The sequence below is a fragment of the Micromonospora sp. NPDC005163 genome (genome assembly GCF_053599835.1).
Map to the genome: position 1 here is coordinate 96,787 of NZ_JBSFYP010000010.1, position 18,990 is coordinate 115,776.

The 18,990-nt window shown below is 69.4% G+C and carries 20 protein-coding genes and 1 pseudogene; 12 read left to right on the forward strand and 9 right to left on the reverse strand.

The features are described 5' to 3' along the window. Positions 1 to 9: 9 nt before the first annotated feature. The 3 genes from ACWD6N_RS10275 to ACWD6N_RS10285 all read right to left on the reverse strand — a co-directional run bounded on the left by ACWD6N_RS10275 (position 10) and on the right by ACWD6N_RS10285 (position 2,970). The gene (locus tag ACWD6N_RS10275) at positions 10 to 789 is read right to left on the reverse strand and encodes a peptidase inhibitor family I36 protein (protein ID WP_387329039.1); all 780 of its coding nucleotides are present in this window, start codon (positions 787 to 789) and stop codon (positions 10 to 12) included. Between the two features lie 53 nt (positions 790 to 842). After that, positions 843 to 1,706: a peptidoglycan-binding domain-containing protein gene (locus tag ACWD6N_RS10280; RefSeq protein ID WP_450004670.1), complete on the reverse strand. Its 864-nt coding sequence runs from the start codon at positions 1,704 to 1,706 to the stop codon at positions 843 to 845. 220 nt (positions 1,707 to 1,926) lie between these two features. Then, on the reverse strand, positions 1,927 to 2,970 hold the full coding sequence (locus ACWD6N_RS10285) for an NBR1-Ig-like domain-containing protein (RefSeq protein ID WP_387329045.1): 1,044 nt from the start codon (positions 2,968 to 2,970) through the stop codon (positions 1,927 to 1,929). 136 nt (positions 2,971 to 3,106) lie between these two features. Here ACWD6N_RS10285 and ACWD6N_RS10290 point away from each other — a divergent pair, with 136 nt between their 5' ends. Then, positions 3,107 to 3,523, forward strand: coding sequence for a hypothetical protein (locus tag ACWD6N_RS10290; RefSeq protein ID WP_387329048.1), 417 nt, complete (start codon positions 3,107 to 3,109; stop codon positions 3,521 to 3,523). Positions 3,524 to 3,635: 112 nt separating this feature from the next. Here ACWD6N_RS10290 and ACWD6N_RS10295 read toward each other — a convergent pair whose 3' ends face one another. Beyond that, a complete protein-coding gene (locus ACWD6N_RS10295; RefSeq protein WP_387329051.1) occupies positions 3,636 to 4,937 on the reverse strand; it encodes a vanadium-dependent haloperoxidase in 1,302 nt (433 codons plus the stop codon). 161 nt (positions 4,938 to 5,098) lie between these two features. Between ACWD6N_RS10295 and ACWD6N_RS10300 the strand changes: the two genes are divergently transcribed. The 4 genes and pseudogenes from ACWD6N_RS10300 (at position 5,099) to ACWD6N_RS10315 (ending at position 5,999) form a co-directional block, all read left to right on the forward strand. Then, entirely contained in the window at positions 5,099 to 5,272 is a 174-nt protein-coding gene (locus ACWD6N_RS10300; protein ID WP_387329054.1) for a hypothetical protein, read from the forward strand. A 42-nt stretch (positions 5,273 to 5,314) separates the two neighbouring features. Further along, a pseudogene (locus tag ACWD6N_RS10305) lies at positions 5,315 to 5,542 on the forward strand (TetR-like C-terminal domain-containing protein); the annotation flags it as partial. A 26-nt stretch (positions 5,543 to 5,568) separates the two neighbouring features. Continuing rightward, positions 5,569 to 5,769 (forward strand): hypothetical protein, encoded by a 201-nt coding sequence (locus ACWD6N_RS10310; protein ID WP_387329056.1) that lies wholly within the window; start codon positions 5,569 to 5,571, stop codon positions 5,767 to 5,769. Then, positions 5,733 to 5,999: an SGNH/GDSL hydrolase family protein gene (locus tag ACWD6N_RS10315; protein ID WP_387329059.1), complete on the forward strand. Its 267-nt coding sequence runs from the start codon at positions 5,733 to 5,735 to the stop codon at positions 5,997 to 5,999. The genes ACWD6N_RS10310 and ACWD6N_RS10315 overlap by 37 nt, the downstream gene beginning before the upstream one ends. A 44-nt stretch (positions 6,000 to 6,043) precedes the next feature. Here the strand turns inward: ACWD6N_RS10315 and ACWD6N_RS10320 are convergent, their stop codons facing one another. The 4 genes from ACWD6N_RS10320 to ACWD6N_RS10335 all read right to left on the reverse strand — a co-directional run bounded on the left by ACWD6N_RS10320 (position 6,044) and on the right by ACWD6N_RS10335 (position 9,758). Next, positions 6,044 to 6,823 (reverse strand): SDR family oxidoreductase, encoded by a 780-nt coding sequence (locus ACWD6N_RS10320; RefSeq protein ID WP_450004671.1) that lies wholly within the window; start codon positions 6,821 to 6,823, stop codon positions 6,044 to 6,046. An 88-nt stretch (positions 6,824 to 6,911) separates the two neighbouring features. Continuing rightward, entirely contained in the window at positions 6,912 to 8,705 is a 1,794-nt protein-coding gene (locus ACWD6N_RS10325; protein ID WP_387329065.1) for a glycoside hydrolase family 15 protein, read from the reverse strand. Between the two features lie 28 nt (positions 8,706 to 8,733). Then, positions 8,734 to 9,252 carry an MmyB family transcriptional regulator gene (locus ACWD6N_RS10330; protein WP_387329138.1) on the reverse strand — a complete coding sequence of 173 codons (519 nt, stop codon included), beginning with the start codon at positions 9,250 to 9,252 and terminating at the stop codon, positions 8,734 to 8,736. Further along, a complete protein-coding gene (locus tag ACWD6N_RS10335; RefSeq protein WP_354965825.1) occupies positions 9,156 to 9,758 on the reverse strand; it encodes a TetR/AcrR family transcriptional regulator in 603 nt (200 codons plus the stop codon). The genes ACWD6N_RS10330 and ACWD6N_RS10335 overlap by 97 nt, the downstream gene beginning before the upstream one ends. Before the next feature lie 344 nt (positions 9,759 to 10,102). Between ACWD6N_RS10335 and ACWD6N_RS10340 the strand changes: the two genes are divergently transcribed. The 4 genes from ACWD6N_RS10340 to ACWD6N_RS10355 all read left to right on the forward strand — a co-directional run bounded on the left by ACWD6N_RS10340 (position 10,103) and on the right by ACWD6N_RS10355 (position 13,423). Then, complete coding sequence (locus ACWD6N_RS10340) at positions 10,103 to 10,663, forward strand: hypothetical protein (protein ID WP_354965824.1); 561 nt, start codon at positions 10,103 to 10,105, stop codon at positions 10,661 to 10,663. A gap of 1 nt (position 10,664) precedes the next feature. Next, positions 10,665 to 12,086, forward strand: a complete 1,422-nt coding sequence (locus ACWD6N_RS10345; RefSeq protein WP_354965823.1) for a dihydrolipoyl dehydrogenase family protein — start codon at positions 10,665 to 10,667, stop codon at positions 12,084 to 12,086. 171 nt (positions 12,087 to 12,257) lie between these two features. Beyond that, a complete protein-coding gene (locus tag ACWD6N_RS10350; RefSeq protein ID WP_354965822.1) occupies positions 12,258 to 12,614 on the forward strand; it encodes a DNA polymerase ligase N-terminal domain-containing protein in 357 nt (118 codons plus the stop codon). 92 nt (positions 12,615 to 12,706) lie between these two features. Further along, positions 12,707 to 13,423 carry an alpha/beta fold hydrolase gene (locus ACWD6N_RS10355; RefSeq protein ID WP_354965821.1) on the forward strand — a complete coding sequence of 239 codons (717 nt, stop codon included), beginning with the start codon at positions 12,707 to 12,709 and terminating at the stop codon, positions 13,421 to 13,423. A gap of 33 nt (positions 13,424 to 13,456) precedes the next feature. Here the strand turns inward: ACWD6N_RS10355 and ACWD6N_RS10360 are convergent, their stop codons facing one another. Further along, on the reverse strand, positions 13,457 to 13,633 hold the full coding sequence (locus tag ACWD6N_RS10360) for a hypothetical protein (protein ID WP_354965820.1): 177 nt from the start codon (positions 13,631 to 13,633) through the stop codon (positions 13,457 to 13,459). A 723-nt stretch (positions 13,634 to 14,356) separates the two neighbouring features. Here ACWD6N_RS10360 and ACWD6N_RS10365 point away from each other — a divergent pair. From ACWD6N_RS10365 to ACWD6N_RS10375, 3 genes are all read left to right on the forward strand, one after another. Further along, on the forward strand, positions 14,357 to 15,595 hold the full coding sequence (locus ACWD6N_RS10365; protein WP_354965819.1) for an MFS transporter: 1,239 nt from the start codon (positions 14,357 to 14,359) through the stop codon (positions 15,593 to 15,595). A 172-nt stretch (positions 15,596 to 15,767) separates the two neighbouring features. Continuing rightward, entirely contained in the window at positions 15,768 to 17,306 is a 1,539-nt protein-coding gene (locus ACWD6N_RS10370) for an FGGY-family carbohydrate kinase (protein WP_387329072.1), read from the forward strand. After that, positions 17,303 to 18,937 (forward strand): fucose isomerase, encoded by a 1,635-nt coding sequence (locus ACWD6N_RS10375; protein WP_354965817.1) that lies wholly within the window; start codon positions 17,303 to 17,305, stop codon positions 18,935 to 18,937. Before ACWD6N_RS10370 ends, ACWD6N_RS10375 begins: the two co-directional genes overlap by 4 nt. Positions 18,938 to 18,990 lie beyond the last annotated feature (53 nt).

Here is an 18,990-nt window from a genome sequence, read left to right on the forward strand (position 1 = left end):
CATACCGGGTCACCAGCTGCTCGGAACGTAGGCCCAGCCCAGGTAGTCGGACCGATCCCGGAACGTGCTGGTCTGGTAGACGGTCGGTCCGGTGCTGATGGCGCTGTTACCGCCGATGGAGAGCATGACGTGCCCCGCCGACGTGGTGGACGTGAAGAACACCGCGGTTCCGGCCGGCGGCACCGAGCCGGTGTGAATGCGCCCGTTGTCCTTCTGCCACTGGTAGTGCGTACGGGCCGTGGCGAACCGGCCGCTGGTGCCGAAGGCCCGCTCGACGAACAGCTCGCACTCGTTGTTCCAGTCGGTGTGCCCGAGGCGGGCCTTGGCGAACGCGACGGCCTCGGCCGCGCGCGGGTCGGCCGGGTTGGTGCCGCTGGTGCCGCCGATGTTGTGCGAGGCGTTGTTGTTCTTCAGCGTCGCGTTGAGGTTGGCCTTCGCCCCGGCCGCGAACGACTGGCTCGCTCCGCCGTAGTTGCTGTTGAAATAGACCACCACGGTCTTGCTGGTGCGGTTCCACACCGACGCGGCGTTGTTCTTCACGCACAGGCCCTGGCCATTGCCCGCGCCCTTGAACTCGTAGCAGGACGGCTGGGTCGTGCCGTAGTCGTCGATCGACCCGGTGAAGTCCGAGATCGAGCCGGCGTAGCCGCTGTTGTAGTAGTAGCAGAACTCGCCGCTGTCGCAGACCCCGTCCCGCGACGCCGCCTGCGCCGGCGAGGCGACGGCCAGGATGGACGTGGTCATGGCGAGCGCGGCGCCCGCGACGGCGAGGCTCTTGCGGATGTTCATGGTGCCCTCTCGTGAACAGTGAGTGATGGTTGATGGATCGGTTCGGGTGCGGGTCACTGCCCGCGCTGGTACTGCTCCCAGGTTTTGATCGGAATCCGGGGACCGTCGTCCGGGCCCTGGTTGGCCAGGCCGTTCATGCCGAGGTAGTAGTCGCCGGTCTGGTGCTGCGCCTGGCTGGACAGGTCCGTGTCGCTGATCGCCGCGGCGTGGATGTGCCACGGCCAGTCACCCTGACTCGGGTTCCGGACCCAGGCGGCGAAGCCGACCTGGCGTAGAGCCCGGACGACGGCGGTACGCCTGGCCGCGGTCATGCCGGTGACCGCGATGTCCACCACACCCCCGCCGTCGTGCGTACCGGCCGAGGTCGGGTCGCCCCCGGGGTTGTACGAGCCCTGCTCGAGCACCAGGGTGTGACCGAGCAGACGCTGCGCCTCGGCCAACATCGCCTGCGTACGGGCGTCGACGACGTACCCGTCCCGCTGGACCTTCGCGCCCGGGCCGATCGTGTTGCCGACGGTGTACCGGGTCCGCCCGAGCTTCGTCAGCGACGTCGTGCCGGGCAGCCCGTTCGCGGCCAGGCCGGTGTAGCCGAGCGAGCGCTGGTACGCCGCGTACGCCGAGATGGTCTCGGTGCCGAAGTAGCCGTCGACCCACTGCCCGTTGAGCAGGTTCTGAGCCTGGAGCGCCTGCTCGACGGCAAGCACGGAACTCTTCGCGCCCGGGGTCAGTGTGTGGTCGGCACGGCGGGGGTCGATCTGGGCGGCCAGGACGGTGGCCTCCATGTCCACGACCGGCAGCGCGGCCGTGGACACCGTTCGCTGCGCTGTGGCACCGGGTGTCGCCGCCCACGCATGGGCCGGGACGCCGACGGCCGCACACAGCGCGGCGAGCCCGACGGCTAACCAGGGACGGCGCATGGTCGATCCTCCTCGTAGGTGGTGAGTCGCGTTCGGAACGGACATCACCCTGCGAGAAGCGGCCTGTTGTTCGGTACCCCGCCGTCCTGTCAGATCTATTGGGTCGTCACCGACCTCGATGGATGCGGTGTTGTCAGATCGGGTGGCGCCCAGGTCTGACATGGAGCGCTCGCGCCTGACACCGGTGGGGCGACCCGGGACCCGTTGCCGCCAGGCCTGCTCAGATGACGGTCACCATGAAGTACACCGGCCGGCGACTGGGAAAGTAGGCCTTCCCGTGCTCGTCGACCATCTTCCAGCTGACCCAGCATTTCCCGGGGCGGTTCGGCGCGGTGACCGCAACACTGATCATCACCTGCCCGCCGGGCGGCGTGTCGCCGACCGCCACGCGATCCGGCACCCGGCAACCGTCATCGTCACCGGTGGGGTTCGTCCGCGCCAGGAAGCGGTTGTGCCAGTCGACCGATCCCGTGTTCTTGAGCGCCCACACCTTCACGAAGTGGGCGTTCACCTTCACCTGCGTACCGTCGGGGATGGTGACGTCGGCGACGAACTGGGTCGAGTCCCCGGGAATCATCGCGTCCGAGAATCCTGCCGATGTCGGCGCCACCGCGACGGCGTCGGCGTCGTCCAGGGACGACCGGTCGCGGACGGTGGCGGCCAGAACGGCGACCATCGCCGCCACCGCCACCACTGCGGCGGTGGCGAGCCACGGCATCCGATGCCGTCGCGCGCCCGTGACCTCGTCCTGCGCAACTGCCTGTGGGTGCTCGGCCGCCCGCAGCGCGCGTTGGCCCTGCGGCACGAGGTCCGAAGATGCGGCGACGCGGGACACCAGGGGCCTACCGGCCGCCGGTGTGGCCACGGCGTCGAACGTCTCGGCGCCCACGGCGCCGGTTGGCACAGTGTCCATGGTGCCGGGCGTGTCGACCCCGGCCGAGGAGTCGGTGCTGACCGGCGCCAGGTCGCCTTCCGGGGCATCGTGGTTCGCCCCCCGGCGCTGAGCGTCCTCCCATCCGCGCCGCCACTGAGCCTCGTCCGCCTCGCACGCCCGGACGAACTCGCGCGTGGTCTCCCACGAGGGAAACCTGGTCCCGGCGGCAGCCTCGTGCAGCGTCGTGTGCGAGATCCGGCCCGACCGCCCAGCCATCTTCCGGAATGACGGGTTGCCTGCGGCGGCACGCAGCGTCCGCAACTGTTCGGCAAATGTCTGGGTGGCCACGCCGTCTTGACTCGACTCGGCGGCAGCAGGCTGGGTTTCCATCTATCCCCAATGTCAGACGTCGTCGTCAGGCGTTGTCAGAGCGTGTAAGAGGGTACCGAACGGACCTCCACGGCGTTCACCGTGATCGATGACGACACCGGGCGCGACGGTCCCGGTGCATTGAAGGAGGTCACCGATGAAGAGCCTTTCCCGACGTGGCGTGCGCATCCTCGCGGCCGCCGGGCTGGCTGTGCCCGCGGCGCTGGCGGTCTCCGGACCCGCCTACGCCGAGACCAACCCGCACTGCGCGGGCTCGGTGCAGATCGGCGCGACGGCGTACGTCACCGTCGGCGGGCAGACCGCCGCATCGGTCAAGCAGTACAAGGGCTGCGGCAAGAACTACGCATACACGTACGTGTGGCAGCAGTACCGGGCGACCCACGGCTCGTACCAGGTCTGCACCTCGATCGTGACCGGGCGCACGCTGCGCGACCTGCAGTGCTCGAGTGGCCCGGACGTCTGGTCCTCGGGTGCCAACACGCTGGCGGAGTGCACCCGGGCCCTCGGCGGAATCTCCGACGTGGCGCAGAAGGAGACCGGCGAGCGCTGCTGACCGGCGACGCGTTCCTGTCCCGCCACCTCCGCCGGGCCTGACCGGTACCGGCGTCCGGCGCGAGTCTGGGCGCCGGTACCGGCGACATGTGCGGATTCGTGGCGGCGACGGGCTACCTCAGGGGGCGGAAGTAGTGCCGGACCGCGTAGCGGTAGACCTTCTCACCGAGTTTCGCCCCCTCGACGTCAGCGGTGCGGAAGTGGACGCCGCCCCAGACGCGCGCGCCGATGAGTTCGTTGAGCGCTTGCGAGAAGCTGTTGAATTCCCTGGTGGTGCCGGAGTCGACGCTGGATCCGCTGAACGTGATGTCGTCTCGGCCGAAGAAGTGCCGGTACAGCGACATCCGCGCACCGGTGCCGCAGGCGTGGCCGGAGGGGTACTCGGGGAAGGGAGGCGTGACGAGCAACGGCTGCCAGCCTGGATCGGCGGTCGTCCTCGGGTTGCCGTCCGTGTCGGCCAGTTGGATCGCCGTGACCGGACGCCAGTAGCTCCAAAAGTCCTTCTGGCTGAAGCACGCCACTCCTGAGTCGGCCACGATGAGGTCGGTCATCGCGAAGAAACGCGCGGTCTGCAGGGGGTCCAGCTGCTGGGTGGTGGCGAGCTGGCGCTTGATCTCCCAGGAGCCTGAACGCCGGTCGTGCCACCAGATCGCGGCCTCCGTCTGGTCCCGGGTGCGCACCGTGCTCGTCCCCGAGCCGACTTCCTTCACCTCGTTGAGGTCGCGGGTGTACGCGCTGCTGGTCAGTCGTGGCGGCTCGGGTGTGCGGAACATCGACGTACGGGGGATGAGGAACGGCCGCATGTGTCCGGTCCATGCGCCCTGGGAAAAGAACAGTGGCGGCGTGGGTCGCCACTGGCCGGGCCCTGTCCCGTTCCTCCACTGCTGGTCCCCGAACGCGCCGTCGTCCTGCCGTGCGGTGACCATCGTGTCCGCGGCTCGTGCCCCGATCGTGATGCCGCGCTGCTTCGACCGTCCGTCGGGAATCACGGCGAGAGCCGTGTCGTACTGTGCCCGAAGCCGCTCCTGCTGATCGGGGAAGAGAGCGGCGAGTACGTCGTGGGCGGCGGCGGCGACGGCAGCGTCCACCGACTCGGTCCCGTTCGACGGCGGTGCGGCAAGGTGCGGCTGGTACGGGGTGCCGGCGATCGCGTTCAGCGCGTCGTAGACGGCTCCGCTCACCATCGCGAAGCTCCGCACCTGCTCGTTCGGTTGCTGAGCCGCGACGTCCCAGATCGCCGTCTGAGCATTGATGTCCCATGTGACAACCGGATTGGCGGGGCCGGTGCTGGAGATCGCGGCCGCGGCGCGGGGCACCGGCCCGGTCATCGTGGACGCGACCAGCGAGCCCAGCGCGAAGGCTGCGGGAATGACGCGTGACCAGATCGTACGGCGTGTTTGGTTGCGGCTCGTCATGATCTCCCCGTCGGTAGGTTGTCGATGCTGGCCGTCGAAAGACACGGCGTGCGAAGCGGAATCGATGACTATCGAAAGTAGCATCGTCAGGCCTCGATGGTTGCCCGTCCGGTCGCCTCCTTTCGGCGCTCGCCCGGTGGTTCGACGTCAAGGTCCCGAGCTTGTACGCGCACCTGAAGAACTCACATGATCTCAAGATCCGCATCGCGCTGTTCGCGCTTGAGGAACTCGCCGACCGCGTCGCCGACGCCGTCGCCGGTCGTGCCGGCAGGGACGCGTTAGCCGCGTTCGCTGACGCCTACCGCGACTACGCCAGGGAGCACCCGGGCCGCTAGGCCGCGGCCCGGCTCCGGCTCGGTCCGGAAACGGCGGCCGCCAGCGCCGGCGTCCGGCACGCGCAGATGGCCCGGGCGATCCTGCGGGGCTACGAATTGGAGGAGCCGGATGCGACGCATGCGGTCCGGATGCTGGGCAGCGTCTTCCACGGGTACGTCAGCCTGGAGCTGGCCGGTGGTTTCGAACACAGCGCCCCCGGTGCTCAGGAATCCTGGGAATGGGTCGTGGATTCGCTCGACGCGCTGTTACGCAACCGCAGCACCCCCTGACCCGACAACGGCCGCACCGCCGCGAGATGTTCGCCGCGCGGCGCGGCGATGAAGCCGAGATTTCGGTCGAGAGGCTTGAGGTAATGACCACTGAACATGCCTGGATCACCCCGGTGACCGCGGACCTCCTGCGCGGCTTCGTCGACGTGGAGACGACCGCGCGGGGGGCGGGACCCTGCGGTTCAAGGCTATGGGCGATCCAGCCGAGCGCACCGCCGGCCGGCTGACGCTCAACGTCATCCGTGCCGAACTCGCCCGGATCGTCGAACAGCGCGCGGCCGACGACCCGAGCCTGCACTACCTCGACGGACGCGACCTGTACGGCGAGGCGGACTATGCCGAAATCCCGCTACCCGACGAGGTCCACCCCGACCCTGCTGGGCATCGCCGCATCGCTGAAAACTTCGCGCGGCTCGCGTTCGGCGACGGTAGCCCCTTCGCCACCAGGACCGGCTGACCGTTTCTTGGCCAGGCCGTTCTTGTGGTGTTCCTTCGAGGGGCCTACGCGCCCTGTCCCTGGTTCTGCATCAGCCCACCATCCATGAAGTACGTCGAGCCGGTGACGTAGTCGGCGTCGTCGCTGGCCAGGAAGACGGCGAGCTTGGCGATCTCCTCCGGCTGCGCGGCCCGCTTCCACGTGATGGACTGCACCTGCTCTTCCAGGAACTTCGGGTCGTCGATCGCCTGCTGGTTGAACGGGGTGAGCACCATGCCGGGTCCGATGTTGTTGACGTTCATGTGCATCGGGGCGACCTCCAGGGCGATGCTCTTGGCCAACTCCAGCATGCCGCCCTTGCTGGCGTCGTAGTCGGAGCCGCCGGCCCGGGCCACCTCCTGATGCACGGAGGTGATGTTGATGATCTTTCCGTGTCCGCCCTGGTCGCGACGGTGCTGGATGAACCGCCGGCAGCAGAAGAACATCCCGTACAGGTTGGTGCGGATGGCCCGGTCCCAGGTCGCGGTGTCCAGGTCGGCCACCGGGATGCCGGAGGCGTCCACGCCCGCGTCGTTCATCAGGATGTCCAGCCTGCTGAATTCCGCGAGGGCCTCGTCGAACATCGCCTCCACCTGGTGCTCGACGCTGATGTCGCCCTGCACCACGACAGCCCGTTGGCCGGTCCTCTCGATCTCGGCCTTCGTGTGGTTCGCGCCCGCGTGGTCGTGCAGGTAGTGCACCACCACGTCGGCGCCCTCGCGGCCGAATTCGATAGCGGTGGCCTGCCCGATCCCCGAGTCGGAGCCGGTGATCAGGGCAGTCCTGCCGGTCAGGCGTCCGGTCATCAGCACGCTCCCTCCGTGGCTGTCACATCGGCGCGCTTACCCGCGTGCCGCGGCCCTAAGCGAACGGGAGGTGGCGCGGCCGTCCGCCTTACGGTTTGCTGCCGGATTGGACTTGATCGATGACCCAGGCGGCGTTGATGAGACCGATGTGGGACAGCGCCTGGGGAAAGTTCCCGATCAGGTTGCCGTCGCGGTGGTCGATCTCCTCCGACAGCAGACCAAGATCGTTTGCCCGGGCGGTGACGCTCTCGAAGATTCGTTTGGCTTCGTCGACCTGCCCGGCCAGGGCCAGAGCCTCCACAAGCACGTACGAGCAGATGATGAAGGCGCCCTCCAACCCCGACCCCGTCCAGCGCTGCAAGAGGCCGTCCCGCCCCACTCCCAGTTCCCGCCTGATGGCGTCCATGGTGGCGAGGACCCGGTCGTCGTCGCCGGGGAGAAACCCGACGGTCGACATGACGAGCACCCCGACGTCGAGGTGGTCGGACCCGAACGCGCCGGTGAACGTCCGGGCCTCGGCGCTCCAGCCTTCGGTGAGGATCGCCGCGCGGAGCTGCTTCATGGCCTGCGACCACCGCGGGACGTGCGCCTCCGCGTCCATGGCCTGCGCCAGCTTGATGGCCCGGTCCAGGGCTACCCAGCACATCACCTTCGACGTCAGGTAGTGCCGCTCGCCCTCGCGCCCTTCCCAGATGCCGGCGTCGCGCTCCCGCCAACTGTCGGCGGCCCGGTCGGCCAGTGATCGCAGCAGGCCCGAGGCGGCGGGCGACAGATCCGCGAGTTCGTTCCGCAGGACCCAGGCGCACTCCAGGATCTCGCCGAGGACGTCGAGTTGCTTCTGCTGCCAGGCGTCGTTGCCGATCCGCACCGGTCGGCTGCCCTGGTAACCCTCCAGGTGCTCCAGGGTGTGTTCGGTCAGGTCCCGCTCGCCACCCGCGCCGAACATGATCGGCACGTGGTCCTCCGCGTCCACCGACCCCATGGAGGCGGCCATCCAGTCGAAGAAGCGGTGTGCCTCGTCGGGACAGGCCGCGACCCACAGCGCCTTGAGGGTGAAGCTGCCGTCGCGGAGCCAGCCGAACCGGTAGTCCCAGTTCGCCGCGCCGCCGACCTCTTCCGGCAGCGAGGTGGTGGCTGCCGCGATCACCGCACCGGTCGGCTGGTAGGTCAACGCCTGAAGGACCAGGGCGCTGCGCCGGACCTGCTCCCGATAGGCTCCCTGGTAGTCCTGGTGGAGGTGGTCCCAGGACTGCCAGGCGGCGACGGTGTCCCGCAGCGCGGCGCGCCCGTCGATCGGCACGGTCAGCGGGTCGGCGGCCCGGCGGTGGTGCAGCGCGAACACGGCGCTGTCGCCCGCTGCGAGAGTGAATCGCCCGGTCACCAGCGAACCATCGACGGCAAGATCACGATCAGTGGCCAGGACCAAGCGGTCGCCACCTCCGGATATCTCTATCCCCACCGGAGTTTCGGCAACCGTGGGACTGACCAGTCCGTACTCGGGTCGGGCCGCGACCTCGATCGCCACCTCCACTGCGCCGGCGACGACCTCGACCTGCCGTAACAGGACGTGCGGGGACGTGTAGCCGATCCGGTGACCGCGTTCCCCGGCACCGAGGCTGAGGGCGTCGGTCAACCGCAGCACGCCGCTCTGAGTGTGGAACTCCGTGCGGAGCACCATCGTCCCATCAAGGTAGTGACGGGAGGTTGTGTACGGCCCGAGCGGTCGGATCGACCAGAAGCCGCCGGCAGAGCCGAGCAGACGCGCGAAGATGCTCGGCGCGTCGAACCGGGGCGGGCACCACCAGTCCACGGACCCGTCCGAGGAGACCAATGCCGCGCCCTGACAGTCGCCGAGAAGTGCGTAGTCACTGATCACAGCCACGCCCGGCTCGTACCCGCGGTGGCGCTCCCTACGCCCGGCGATCCCCGCCAGCGACACACCCGCGGGTACCGGACATCCCTTCTGCCTGCGGCCGGCCTGAGACCTGCCGCTCGCTCATCACCGCCCAATCGTGGTGGCCAACGTGTCGCGTGGTGTGTAGAGCATGATCCCGTGATCTCGTTCGGGATCGTGGAGAACCTCGGTGTCGAAGGTCAGCCACCCGCGGGTCGGGTGGTGCAGGCGCTTGACGGCCGACCGCCACGCACTGATAGACGATGTTGCGCCGATACCGCCCGGAGGCCGAGAGTTGTCCGAGCAAGTCAGCGGCGGCGGCGTTGTAGGCCAGCAGGTCGAGGCGTCCGTCGTGGACGCTGATCGGCATGGTGTCGTCGAGGATGCGGAGCAGCCCTGGAACCTGCCGCCGCGACGTCCGCGCACGCTGTCGTGGTGCTAGCGGGGGGATCCGTGGCGCTCGGCATTGATCCGGAGGAGTCCTTCGACTCCGCGGAGGAAGGTCTCGGACACCAACGCGGGGTCGAACAGGCAGCCGGCTGCCATGGCGCCGTCGCGGAGCATGACGAAGTGGCGCGCGGCAGGGTCCGCCGTTTCCTCGTGGACCTGCGCCATCAGTGTGGTGAGCGTGTCCAGGAACCATTGGCGGTGGGCGATGATCTCCTGGCGCACGGGATGGTCGGTGTCGGGATACTCCGCTGCGGCGTTCAGGAAGGCGCATCCCCGGAACCCGGGGGACTGGATGCCCTGAGTGATGGAGTTGGCGATGGCCAGGAGGGGGTCGACCGGCGACGGGTTGGCGGCGATGGCCGCGTCGACCGCGGCGCGATCCATCTGATGGACTTCCCGCAGGTAGGCGAGAATAAGGTCTTCCTTGCTGGGGAAGTGCCGGTAAAAGGTGGCCCGGGTCACCTTTGCCTCGGCGATGATCCGGTCAACGCCGACGGAGTGGATGCCCTCGGCGTAGAAGATCCGGGTTGCCGTGGTGAGGAGCCGGAGTCGCGCCTCAGAGGGCCTGGTGTCGGGTCCGATGCGGGTCATACCACCACCTTAGCGATAGAACGTTCGGTCTGACATGCGTGAACGGCCTCCGCGGTGCACTCCGCGCGCCGCTGGCTGGGCGGCTGCGTCGACGACCTCGCCGAGCCTGACACCGTCGCCGACTCGCTCGCTCAGCCGCCCCCGAGGTTCAGGCCGTGGACTCGAACCGGCAGGCCTGAGGCCTTCCGCAGCCTGGGGGAGAACGTTCGGTCTTGACATCGCGCGGCGAGGCTGAGATGCTGGGCTAGACAGAACGTTCGGTCTTGACGACGCGCGGTGTGAGTCGCCAATGCTGAACGTGACAGAACGCCCGATATCCCCACGCCTCCACTGGAAGGGTCGCCGTGACCACCATCGCTGCTTCGCCCGCTATCTCCCAGACCGCCTCCGCACTGCGGCGGCTGTACTTCACCCGCTTCGCGTTCGCCATCGTGTGGGCACTCGTGACGATCGCGACCGCCAAGGAGATCAGTCCGCTCACGGTGGTGCTTTTCGTGCTCTACCCGCTGTTCGACGTGGGCGCCGCCATCTACGACCTTCGCTCGTCGCGGGCCACCAGCTCGCCGGCCCTGCTGTACGTGAACATCGCGGTCAGCCTGGTCGCCGCCGTTGGCGTGGGCGTCGCCAGCGCGTCCGGCATTCCGGCGGTGCTGCGGGTGTGGGGTGCCTGGGCGGTCGTGGCCGGGCTGGTTCAGCTGATCGTGGGTGTCACTCGTCGCAAGATGGGCGGGCAGTGGCCGATGATCATCAGCGGAGGCATCTCGGTGCTGGCCGGTGGGTCCTTCATCGCCGGTGCTTCCGTGGACAACCCGTCGCTGACCAACGCGGCTGGTTACGCCATCCCCGGCGCCATCTTCTTCCTCATCGCCGCCTTCCGCCTCGGCCGCAGCGCGAAGGCCAACTGACATGACCACCACGGAGTACGACGTCGTCGTGATTGGCGCCGGCCCGGTCGGGGAGAACGTCGCCGACCGGGTGGTGCAGGGCGGTCTGACCGCCGCGATCGTCGAGCGGGAGTTGGTCGGCGGGGAGTGCTCGTACTGGGCGTGCATGCCGACCAAGGCGTTGCTGCGTAGCGCGTCCGCGTTGCGGGCGGCGCGGCAGGTGCCGGGTGCCCGCGAGGCGGTGACTGGTGACCTCGACGTGGCGGCGGTGCTGAATCGCCGGGACTCCTTCGTGTCGCACTGGAAGGACGACGGGCAGGTGTCGTGGCTGGAGTCGGCCGGGATCGCGTTGTACCGCGGCCAGGGGCGGATCAGCGGCGCCCGGGTCGTCGAGGTGACCGGTGACGACGGTGTCACGACGAGGTTGACCGCGCGGCATGCGGTGGTCGTCGCGACGGGGAGCAGTGCGTTGCTGCCGGATATCCCGGGTCTGCGAGCGGCGGCGCCGTGGACCAGCCGCGATTCCGCCTCGGCCGGGTCGGTTCCCCGCCGCCTCGCCATCATCGGTGGCGGCGTGGTGGCGACCGAGATGGCAACCGCGTACTCCGCGCTGGGATCCGCGGTGACGCTGCTGGCCCGTGACGGTGTGCTGCCGCTGGTGGAGCCGTTCGCCGGTGAGCTGGTGACGAAGTCGTTGCAGGCAACCGGTGTGTCGATACGTCTCGGCGCGGAGGCCGTTTCCGTCAACCGCGACAATAGCGGAACCGTCCACATCGAGACCGCCGACGGCGAGCGGGTCGAGGCCGACGAGGTACTGGTGGCGATCGGCCGTACGCCGAACACCCAGGACATCGGCCTCGACAGCGTCGGACTGGCGCCGGGTGGCTGGCTGCCGGTCGACGACACCCTGCGCGTCGCCGGCGGTGGGGAGTGGCTGTACGCCGCCGGTGACGTGAACCGGCGGGTGCTGCTGACCCATCAGGGCAAGTATCAGGCGCGCGCGGTGGGCGACGTGATCGTGGCCCGGGCGAAGAGTGAGAAGGTCGAGGACGGCCGGTGGGGCCGGCACGCGGCCACGGCCGACGTGCGTGCGGTGCCGCAGGTGGTCTTCACCGACCCGGAGATCGCGTCGGTGGGGCTGACCGCGGCCGCGGCCGCGACGGCCGGACTGCGGATCCGGGTTGTGGACTACGACCTGGGCGCCGTTGCCGGATCTTCCCTCCAGGCCGACGGCTACAAGGGCCACGCCCGCATGGTCGTCGACGAGGACCGGAAGGTGATCGTCGGCTTCACCCTCGTCGGCCCGGACGTCGCGGAACTGATCCACGCCGCGACGATCGCCATCGTCGGCGAGGTCCCGCTGGACCGACTGTGGCACGCGGTCCCCGCGTATCCGACCGTCAGCGAGGTTTGGCTGCGGCTGCTGGAGACATACGGCCGCTGACGGTGAACCGAGCCCTCGTCCCGCCGCGGCGCCGTCGTGGGCGCGACCGCGCTCGCCCTGCTCGGTGCCGAACCGGCCAATCGGTGCGGCGGCGGGCGGAACGGGTCCCCTGATCGTGTCCGTCGTCCGCCGCGGTAGCGAGAGGGTGGGCGGGCGCCGACAATCGGAGGAGTGTCACTCGCCTTCGTGCTGCACCACCACCGCAAGCCACGACCGCACTTCGACCTGCGGCTCGAAGAGGGCGGTGTGCTGCGTTCCTGGGCGGTTCCCCGCGGCCTGCCGGACAATCCCAGCGACAACCGGCTCGCGATCGCGGTGGCCGACCACCACCTCGACCACCTCACCTACGAGGACGCTGACAAGTCGATCGCCGACATCGGTACGTGGGAAGAGCACGACCGCACCGAGCGTCGACTGCTGTTCACGTTGCACGGCCGCGCCGGCCGCCGACGGTACGCGCTAATCCGTACGGGCGAGGGGTGGCTGCTTCACCTGACGAAGGAGCAGCCCTCGGACGAGCAGCGATAGGGGCGGAATGTTTCACCCTCGCGTAACGGGTATTCGGGCGTACCGGCGCGGCCGGCGGGTGAACAGCGTCACGGAGTGAGGGAGTGCGTGTCATGCCCGATCCGCAGACCACCGTCGTCCTCGTGCACGGCGCGTTCGCCGAGTCGGCGAGCTGGAACGGTGTGATCGAGCGGCTGGGCGCCGCGTACGACGTGGTGGCCGCCGCCAATCCGCTGCGGGGCGTCGCAGGCGACGCCGCGTACGTGCGGGACGTGATGCGGGGGATCGGCGGCCCGGTCGTCCTCGTCGGCCATTCGTACGGTGGCATGGTGATCACGCAGGCCGCGGCTGACGAAACGTCGGTGCGGGCCCTCGTGTACGTCAATGCCTTGTGCCCGGACACCGGCGAGTCGGCGCTGTCGCTGTCCGGGAAGTTCCCCGGCAGCACGCTCGCCGACACGCTGGTGCAGTACCCGGTGCCGACCGGTGGCAACGAGGTGGCGATCGGCCAGGACGCCTACCATGCGCAGTTCGCCGCGGACGTGCCGACCGACCTTGCCGCGCTGATGGCCCGGACCCAGCGGCCGATCACCGAACAGGCCTTGAGTGACACGCTCTCCGGCGATCCCGCCTGGCGATCGCTGCCCAGCTGGTTCGTGTTCGGGGACGCCGACATGAACATCCCGGTCGCCGCGCATCGGTTCATGGCCGAACGGGCCGCCCCGCAGGGCCAGCGTGAGGTCGCTGGGGGCTCGCACGCGATGGCGGTGTCCCGGCCGAGCGAGGTCGCCGAGACCATCATCGAGGCGGTCCGGGGGGTGAGCGGCTGACGGTCGCTGGTCCTCAGCTGAGGTCGTGCAGCCTCACAGCCGGGATCTCAGTACCGCGACCTCGGGCCACGGGTCGAAGCCGTGCTCGACCAGCCAACGGACCGCCAGCAGGCTTCGCAACGACCACCACGCGCGGATCACGTCGAGGTCGACGTCGGTGCCGTAGCCAGCGACGACGTCGCCAAGGTGGTCCTCGTGTCCAAGCGTCAAGCTGGCGAGGTCGTACAGGGCATCGCCCCTGGCCCGCCTCGGACCAGTCGACCACGCCGGTGATCTCGTCAACATCGACGAACACATGGGCCACCTGCAGGTAGCCGTGCGTGAACACCGGTGTCCACGGCCGGAGCGCCGCCTCGGCAACCGTCGGTTGCGCGTGACCACGTCGGTGGGAAGGACGTCGTTCCTAACGAGCCACTCGCATTCGCCGTCGAGGTGCGATGCGATCTCGTCGAGGCTCCGGCCGGGCCATGGCGGCAGCGGCGCGTCGTGCAGCATCCGTGCGGCGGCACCCGCCGCGGCCCAGGCCGCCGTCGACGCGATCGACGGCTCGCCGAGGCGGCCGAGTGCCGTGCCTGGGAGGGCGGCGAGCGCGAGCACGGGCGGCTTCCGCCACAGGACCTCCGGAGTCGGGATCGGCGCCATAACCATCGCCTCGACCTCGACATCGGTGCGCATCTGGTCAGCGTCGATCTTCAGGAACACGTCGCCGACGCGCAGGGTCGCGCGCTCGTGATAGGGCGACGACGACCTCGACCTTATTCACCTTGGTCATTATCGCGGGATGACCACCGACGTCACCCGGTTTATCACGTGCGACTGCGCGGCTGACGTCGTGCTGCCCGGCGGCCTCGTGCACGACACCGGCCGTGACGAGTCGAGTCCGCATCGGTGAGGTCGACTCCTTCCCCACCCACCACTATAGTCAGTTCCATTATGAGACTTACTGTCTTCTGGCGTTGGTGGGTCGCCGGCACCACCAGTCACCTCGGCTCGGCAGTCGGCGCGGTGGCCCTGCCGCTGACCGCACTGACCGTGCTGGACGCGTCGGCGCTCGAAATGGGTCTGATCACGGCGGCCGGCTATCTCGCGTACCTGTTGATCAGCCTGCCGGCGGGGGTGATCGTTCAGCGCGTGCCACTGCGCGGCATGCAGGTCTCCCTGGATCTGATCCGGGCCCTCGCGATCGCGTCCGTCCCCCTGGCCTGGTGGTTCGAGGCACTGACGGTCGCCCAGCTGATCGCGGTCGCCCTGGTCGTGAGCTTCGCCAACGTGCTGTTCGACGTGGCGAACCAGACCTTCCTGCCGGAGATCGTGCCCGCCGCGCAGCTGCAGGCGCGCAACAGCCTCAACTCCGGTACGCACGCCGCCACCCAGCTGGGCGGGCCGTCCCTGGGCGGACTCGCGGTGCAACTGCTGGGTGCGGTGCCGACGCTGTTCGTGGACGCCGTCAGCTATCTGGTCTCCGCCGTGCTGCTGCGCACCCTCCCGGCCCGGCGGGTGCAGCGACCGGCCGAGCGGCCACCGATGGTCACGATGATCCGCGAGGGCTGGCACTTCGTACTCCGACACCCGATCATCGGGCCGGCCATGTGGGACGCCACCGCGACGAACTTCGTCTGCGGCGCGATGCTGGCCCTCTTCCCGTACTACCTGGTGCGCGAGCTGCACGCGTCGCCGCTCATGGTCGGGCTGCTGCTCGCCGCCGACGGCCTCGGCACGCTAATCGGCGCCGCGCTCACCACCCGGTTCACCGATCGGGTCGGCACCGCACGCGGCCTGATCGTCGCGGCCTTCGTCGGCGTGGCCGGCGCACTCATCATCCCGCTGGGCACAGGCACCGCCGCCTACCTCGCCTTCGCCGCCGGCAACCTCATCTTCGCCGGTTCCTCGGTGGTGCTCAGCGTGACCACCCGCACCTACCGGATGCTCGCCAGTCCGCCGGAGCTCCTGTCGCGGGTGATCGCCACGGTCAAGTTCGTCTCCTGGGGCGCCATCCCGCTCGGCAGCCTGCTCGCCGGCGCCCTGGCCGGGCCGATCGGTGCCCGCACCACTCTGCTGATCTTCGGTGGGCTCACCGTGCTGTCCCCGATCATCTACCTGTCGACCCCGATCCGCCGGCTGCGTGACCTGCCGCTCGACGCACCTCCGCAACCCGCCGAAGCTCGGGTGTGAACCGCACCGGCACGGCCTGCTGATCGGTTAACGATTTCTCGCTGAGCCTGCTCGAAGCCCGTTCCGTGGACCGGGTGTGGGTCGACGAAGGTTCGGCCTGGCGCCGGTGGCCGGAGAGATACGTGAGCGGCTCGGCCTTGATTCGGAAATCGATTGCTGGAACAGTGGCGCCATGAAGGTCGCGGCTGTCCTCGGCGTGGACATCGGCACATCGAGCAGCAAGGGCGTGCTCGTCGACATCGATGGCCGGGTCCTGCGGTCGTCCATCCGGACGCACGAGGTGAGCCGGCCACGGCCCGGGTGGGTCGAGATGGACGCCGACGTCTGGTGGCAGGAGTTCGTCTCGCTCAGCGGCGACCTGCTGGCACCCGGCGACGCCGAGGTCGTCGCGGTCGGGGTGAGCGGCATGGGCCCGTGCGTACTGCTCACCGACGCCGCGAACGTCCCGCTCCGCCCGGCGATCCTGTACGGCGTCGACACCCGCGCGACCGAGCAGATCGACCGGCTCAACGAGCGGTTCGGCGCGGACGAGATCCTGCGTCGGTGCGGCTCTGCGCTGTCCAGTCAGGCGGCGGGCGCGAAGGTGGCCTGGGTGGCCGACCACGAACCGGACCTCTTCCGCCGCGCCCGTCGGCTGTTCATGCCCAGCTCATGGCTCGCCGTCAAGCTCACCGACGAGTACGTGCTGGACCACCACTCGGCGAGCCAGTGCACGCCGCTGTACGACACCGACGGCCACGACTGGTACCACCCGTGGGCCGCCGAGATCGCCCCCGGGTTGATCCTGCCTCCACTGCGCTGGCCCGGCGATGTGGCAGGCCGGGTGACGGCGGAAGCGGCGGCGATGACCGGACTGCCGCCGGGCGTCCCCGTGATCACCGGAACCATCGACGCCTGGTCGGAGGCGATCAGCGTCGGCGCTCAGGGCGTCGGCGACCTCATGCTGATGTACGGCACGACCATGTTCCTGGTGCACACGGTCGCGGCCCGGGTCACCGACCCGGCGCTGTGGGGGACCGTTGGCGCCCTGCCCGGGACCCGCAATCTCGCCGGTGGCCTGGCGACGTCCGGGGCGATCACGGCGTGGCTGCGCGAGCTGTTCGGCTCGCCGGACTATCCCGACCTGCTCCGCCTCGCCGAGGCCTCGGGTCCGGGCGCCCGAGGGCTGCTCATGCTGCCGTACTTCGCCGGCGAACGTACGCCGATCCTGGATCCGCAGGCCCGGGGCATCCTCGCCGGCCTCACCGTCTCGCACGACCGCGGTGACCTCTACCGAGCCGCGCTGGAGGCGACCGGCCTCGGCGTACGCCACAACATCGAGACCATCGAGGCGAGCGGCGGTGACATCCGGCGCGTCGTCGCGGTCGGCGGGGGCACCCGGGGTGGGCTCTGGACGCAGATCGTCTCCGACGTCATCGGACGCGCCCAGGTGATCCCCGCGCAGACCATCGGAGCCAGTTACGGCGCGGCGTTCCTGGCCGCGCAGACGGGGTGGACCGTCTCGATCGAGGCGTGGAATCCCGTCACGGAGGTTTGCGAGCCACGGGCCGAGTTCGTCGCCGACTACCACGAGCTGTACGGGCTGTATCGCGAGCTTTACACGAGTTCCAAGCGGGTCGCTCACGCGCTCGCCGCACGTCAGGTCCGTTTCCTGGCCGCCGCTCGGACGGACGCCAGCGAAGAGCAACGCACAAGAGGAGTCGCCCCATGACTAGTTACACGCTGCCCGTGCCCGCCAACCCGCCGTCGGCGGCACCCGGCACGGTCTACACGGTTGCCAGCGGCGATCTCCGGCTCAGCGCGAACGTCACCTGCTGGCCCACCCAGCAGAAATTGGAGGCGGACCTCACCGCAGCGGTCAACGCGCTCGGCTGGAAGGTCGAGCGCGGGCACGGCGTCGACGCGGGCAAGGGACACGGCTTCATCGACAGCCAGCGCGCGGGCATCGAGGTCTTCAAGCGGATCCCCGCCGACGCGCCACTGATCGTGGTCGAGGCCGTCTGGCAGTACAGCCACCACGTCCTGGCCGGGCTGCGCAGCCACCGCGGGCCGATCCTCATCGTGGCGAACTGGAGCGGCGAGTTCCCCGGCCTGGTCGGTCTGCTCAACCTCACCGCGAGCCTCACCAAGGCCGGCGTCCGGCACTCCGCGTTGTGGAGCCGGGACTTCACCGACGAGTGGGCGGTCGACGGGCTGCGGACCTGGCTCGAGACCGGCGAGCTGCGCCACGACACCAGCCACGTACGCGACCTGCCCGCCCTGTCCGGCGACCCGGAGGTCGCGCTGGGCCGGTCGCTGGCCGTCCAGCTCGCGACCGAGAAGGCGATCATCGGCGTCTTCGACGAGGGGTGCATGGGGATGTACAACGCCATCTTCGACGACGAGTTGATCAATCCGCTTGGCATCTACAAGGAGCGGCTGTCGCAGAGCGCCCTGGTCGCTGAGATGGCGCGGGTACCCGACGAGGAGGCCCGAGCGGTCCGCCGGTGGCTGGACGACGCCGGGATGACCTTTCACGTGGGCACCGACGAGGCCAGCGAGCTGACCGAGGCGCAGCTGCTCAGCCAGTTCAAGATGTACGTCGCCGCCCTGCGCATCTCCGACGACTACGGCCTGGACGCGGTGGGCATCCAGTACCAGCAGGGCCTGAAGGACACCGTCCCGGCGAGCGACCTCGCCGAGGGCCTGCTGAACAACGTCCAGCGGCCGCCGGTGCTCAGCCGCGACGGGAGCCGCGAACTGTACCCGGGGGCGCCGTTGCCGCACTTCAACGAGGTCGACGAGGGGGTGGCGGTCGACTCGCTCGTCACCAACCGGATCTGGACGGCGATGGGTCTCGACCCGGCGACGACGCTGCACGACATCCGGTGGGGCGAGCGGTACGGCGACGACTTCGTCTGGGTGTTCGAAATCTCCGGCTCGGTGCCGGCGTCACACAACGGTGGCTACGACAGGTCGTACAGCATGCGCCAGCCGCCGATGTTCTTCCCGTTGGGTGGGGGCACCCTGAGCGGGGTGTCGAAGCCGGGGGAGATCGTCTGGTCCCGGGTGTTCATCATGGACGGCGCGCTGCACGTGGACCTGGGCCGCGGCACCGTCGTCGAGCTGCCGGCCGAGGAGACCCAGCGCCGGTTGGACGCCACCACCCCGCAGTGGCCGATCATGCACGCCGTCCTGCACGGGGTCGACCGGGACCAGTTGATGGCGCGGCACAAGGCCAACCACGTCAACGTCGCCTACGCGCCGGATGCGGCGACCGCCGACAAGGCGCTGCGGGTGAAGGCGGCCATGTTCGCCGAACTCGGCGTCCGGGTGCACCTGTGCGGTGAGGTCAACCTCTGACGGCGGGCGCGTCACCTGAGTGACGGCGAGGGAACGGAGCCCGGTGGATGACG

What these genes read in the sequence shown, in the direction of transcription:
- ACWD6N_RS10275 (WP_387329039.1), bottom strand. Translation starts at nt 789, where the DNA reads ATGAACATCCGCAAGAGCCTCGCCGTCGCGGGCGCCGCGCTCGCCATG.
- ACWD6N_RS10280 (WP_450004670.1), bottom strand. Translation starts at nt 1,706, where the DNA reads ATGCGCCGTCCCTGGTTAGCCGTCGGGCTCGCCGCGCTGTGTGCGGCC.
- ACWD6N_RS10285 (WP_387329045.1), bottom strand. Translation starts at nt 2,970, where the DNA reads ATGGAAACCCAGCCTGCTGCCGCCGAGTCGAGTCAAGACGGCGTGGCC.
- ACWD6N_RS10290 (WP_387329048.1), top strand. Translation starts at nt 3,107, where the DNA reads ATGAAGAGCCTTTCCCGACGTGGCGTGCGCATCCTCGCGGCCGCCGGG.
- ACWD6N_RS10295 (WP_387329051.1), bottom strand. Translation starts at nt 4,937, where the DNA reads ATGACGAGCCGCAACCAAACACGCCGTACGATCTGGTCACGCGTCATT.
- ACWD6N_RS10310 (WP_387329056.1), top strand. Translation starts at nt 5,569, where the DNA reads ATGTTCGCCGCGCGGCGCGGCGATGAAGCCGAGATTTCGGTCGAGAGG.
- ACWD6N_RS10315 (WP_387329059.1), top strand. Translation starts at nt 5,733, where the DNA reads ATGGGCGATCCAGCCGAGCGCACCGCCGGCCGGCTGACGCTCAACGTC.
- ACWD6N_RS10320 (WP_450004671.1), bottom strand. Translation starts at nt 6,823, where the DNA reads ATGACCGGACGCCTGACCGGCAGGACTGCCCTGATCACCGGCTCCGAC.
- ACWD6N_RS10335 (WP_354965825.1), bottom strand. Translation starts at nt 9,758, where the DNA reads ATGACCCGCATCGGACCCGACACCAGGCCCTCTGAGGCGCGACTCCGG.
- ACWD6N_RS10345 (WP_354965823.1), top strand. Translation starts at nt 10,665, where the DNA reads ATGACCACCACGGAGTACGACGTCGTCGTGATTGGCGCCGGCCCGGTC.
- ACWD6N_RS10355 (WP_354965821.1), top strand. Translation starts at nt 12,707, where the DNA reads ATGCCCGATCCGCAGACCACCGTCGTCCTCGTGCACGGCGCGTTCGCC.
- ACWD6N_RS10365 (WP_354965819.1), top strand. Translation starts at nt 14,357, where the DNA reads ATGAGACTTACTGTCTTCTGGCGTTGGTGGGTCGCCGGCACCACCAGT.
- ACWD6N_RS10370 (WP_387329072.1), top strand. Translation starts at nt 15,768, where the DNA reads ATGAAGGTCGCGGCTGTCCTCGGCGTGGACATCGGCACATCGAGCAGC.
- ACWD6N_RS10375 (WP_354965817.1), top strand. Translation starts at nt 17,303, where the DNA reads ATGACTAGTTACACGCTGCCCGTGCCCGCCAACCCGCCGTCGGCGGCA.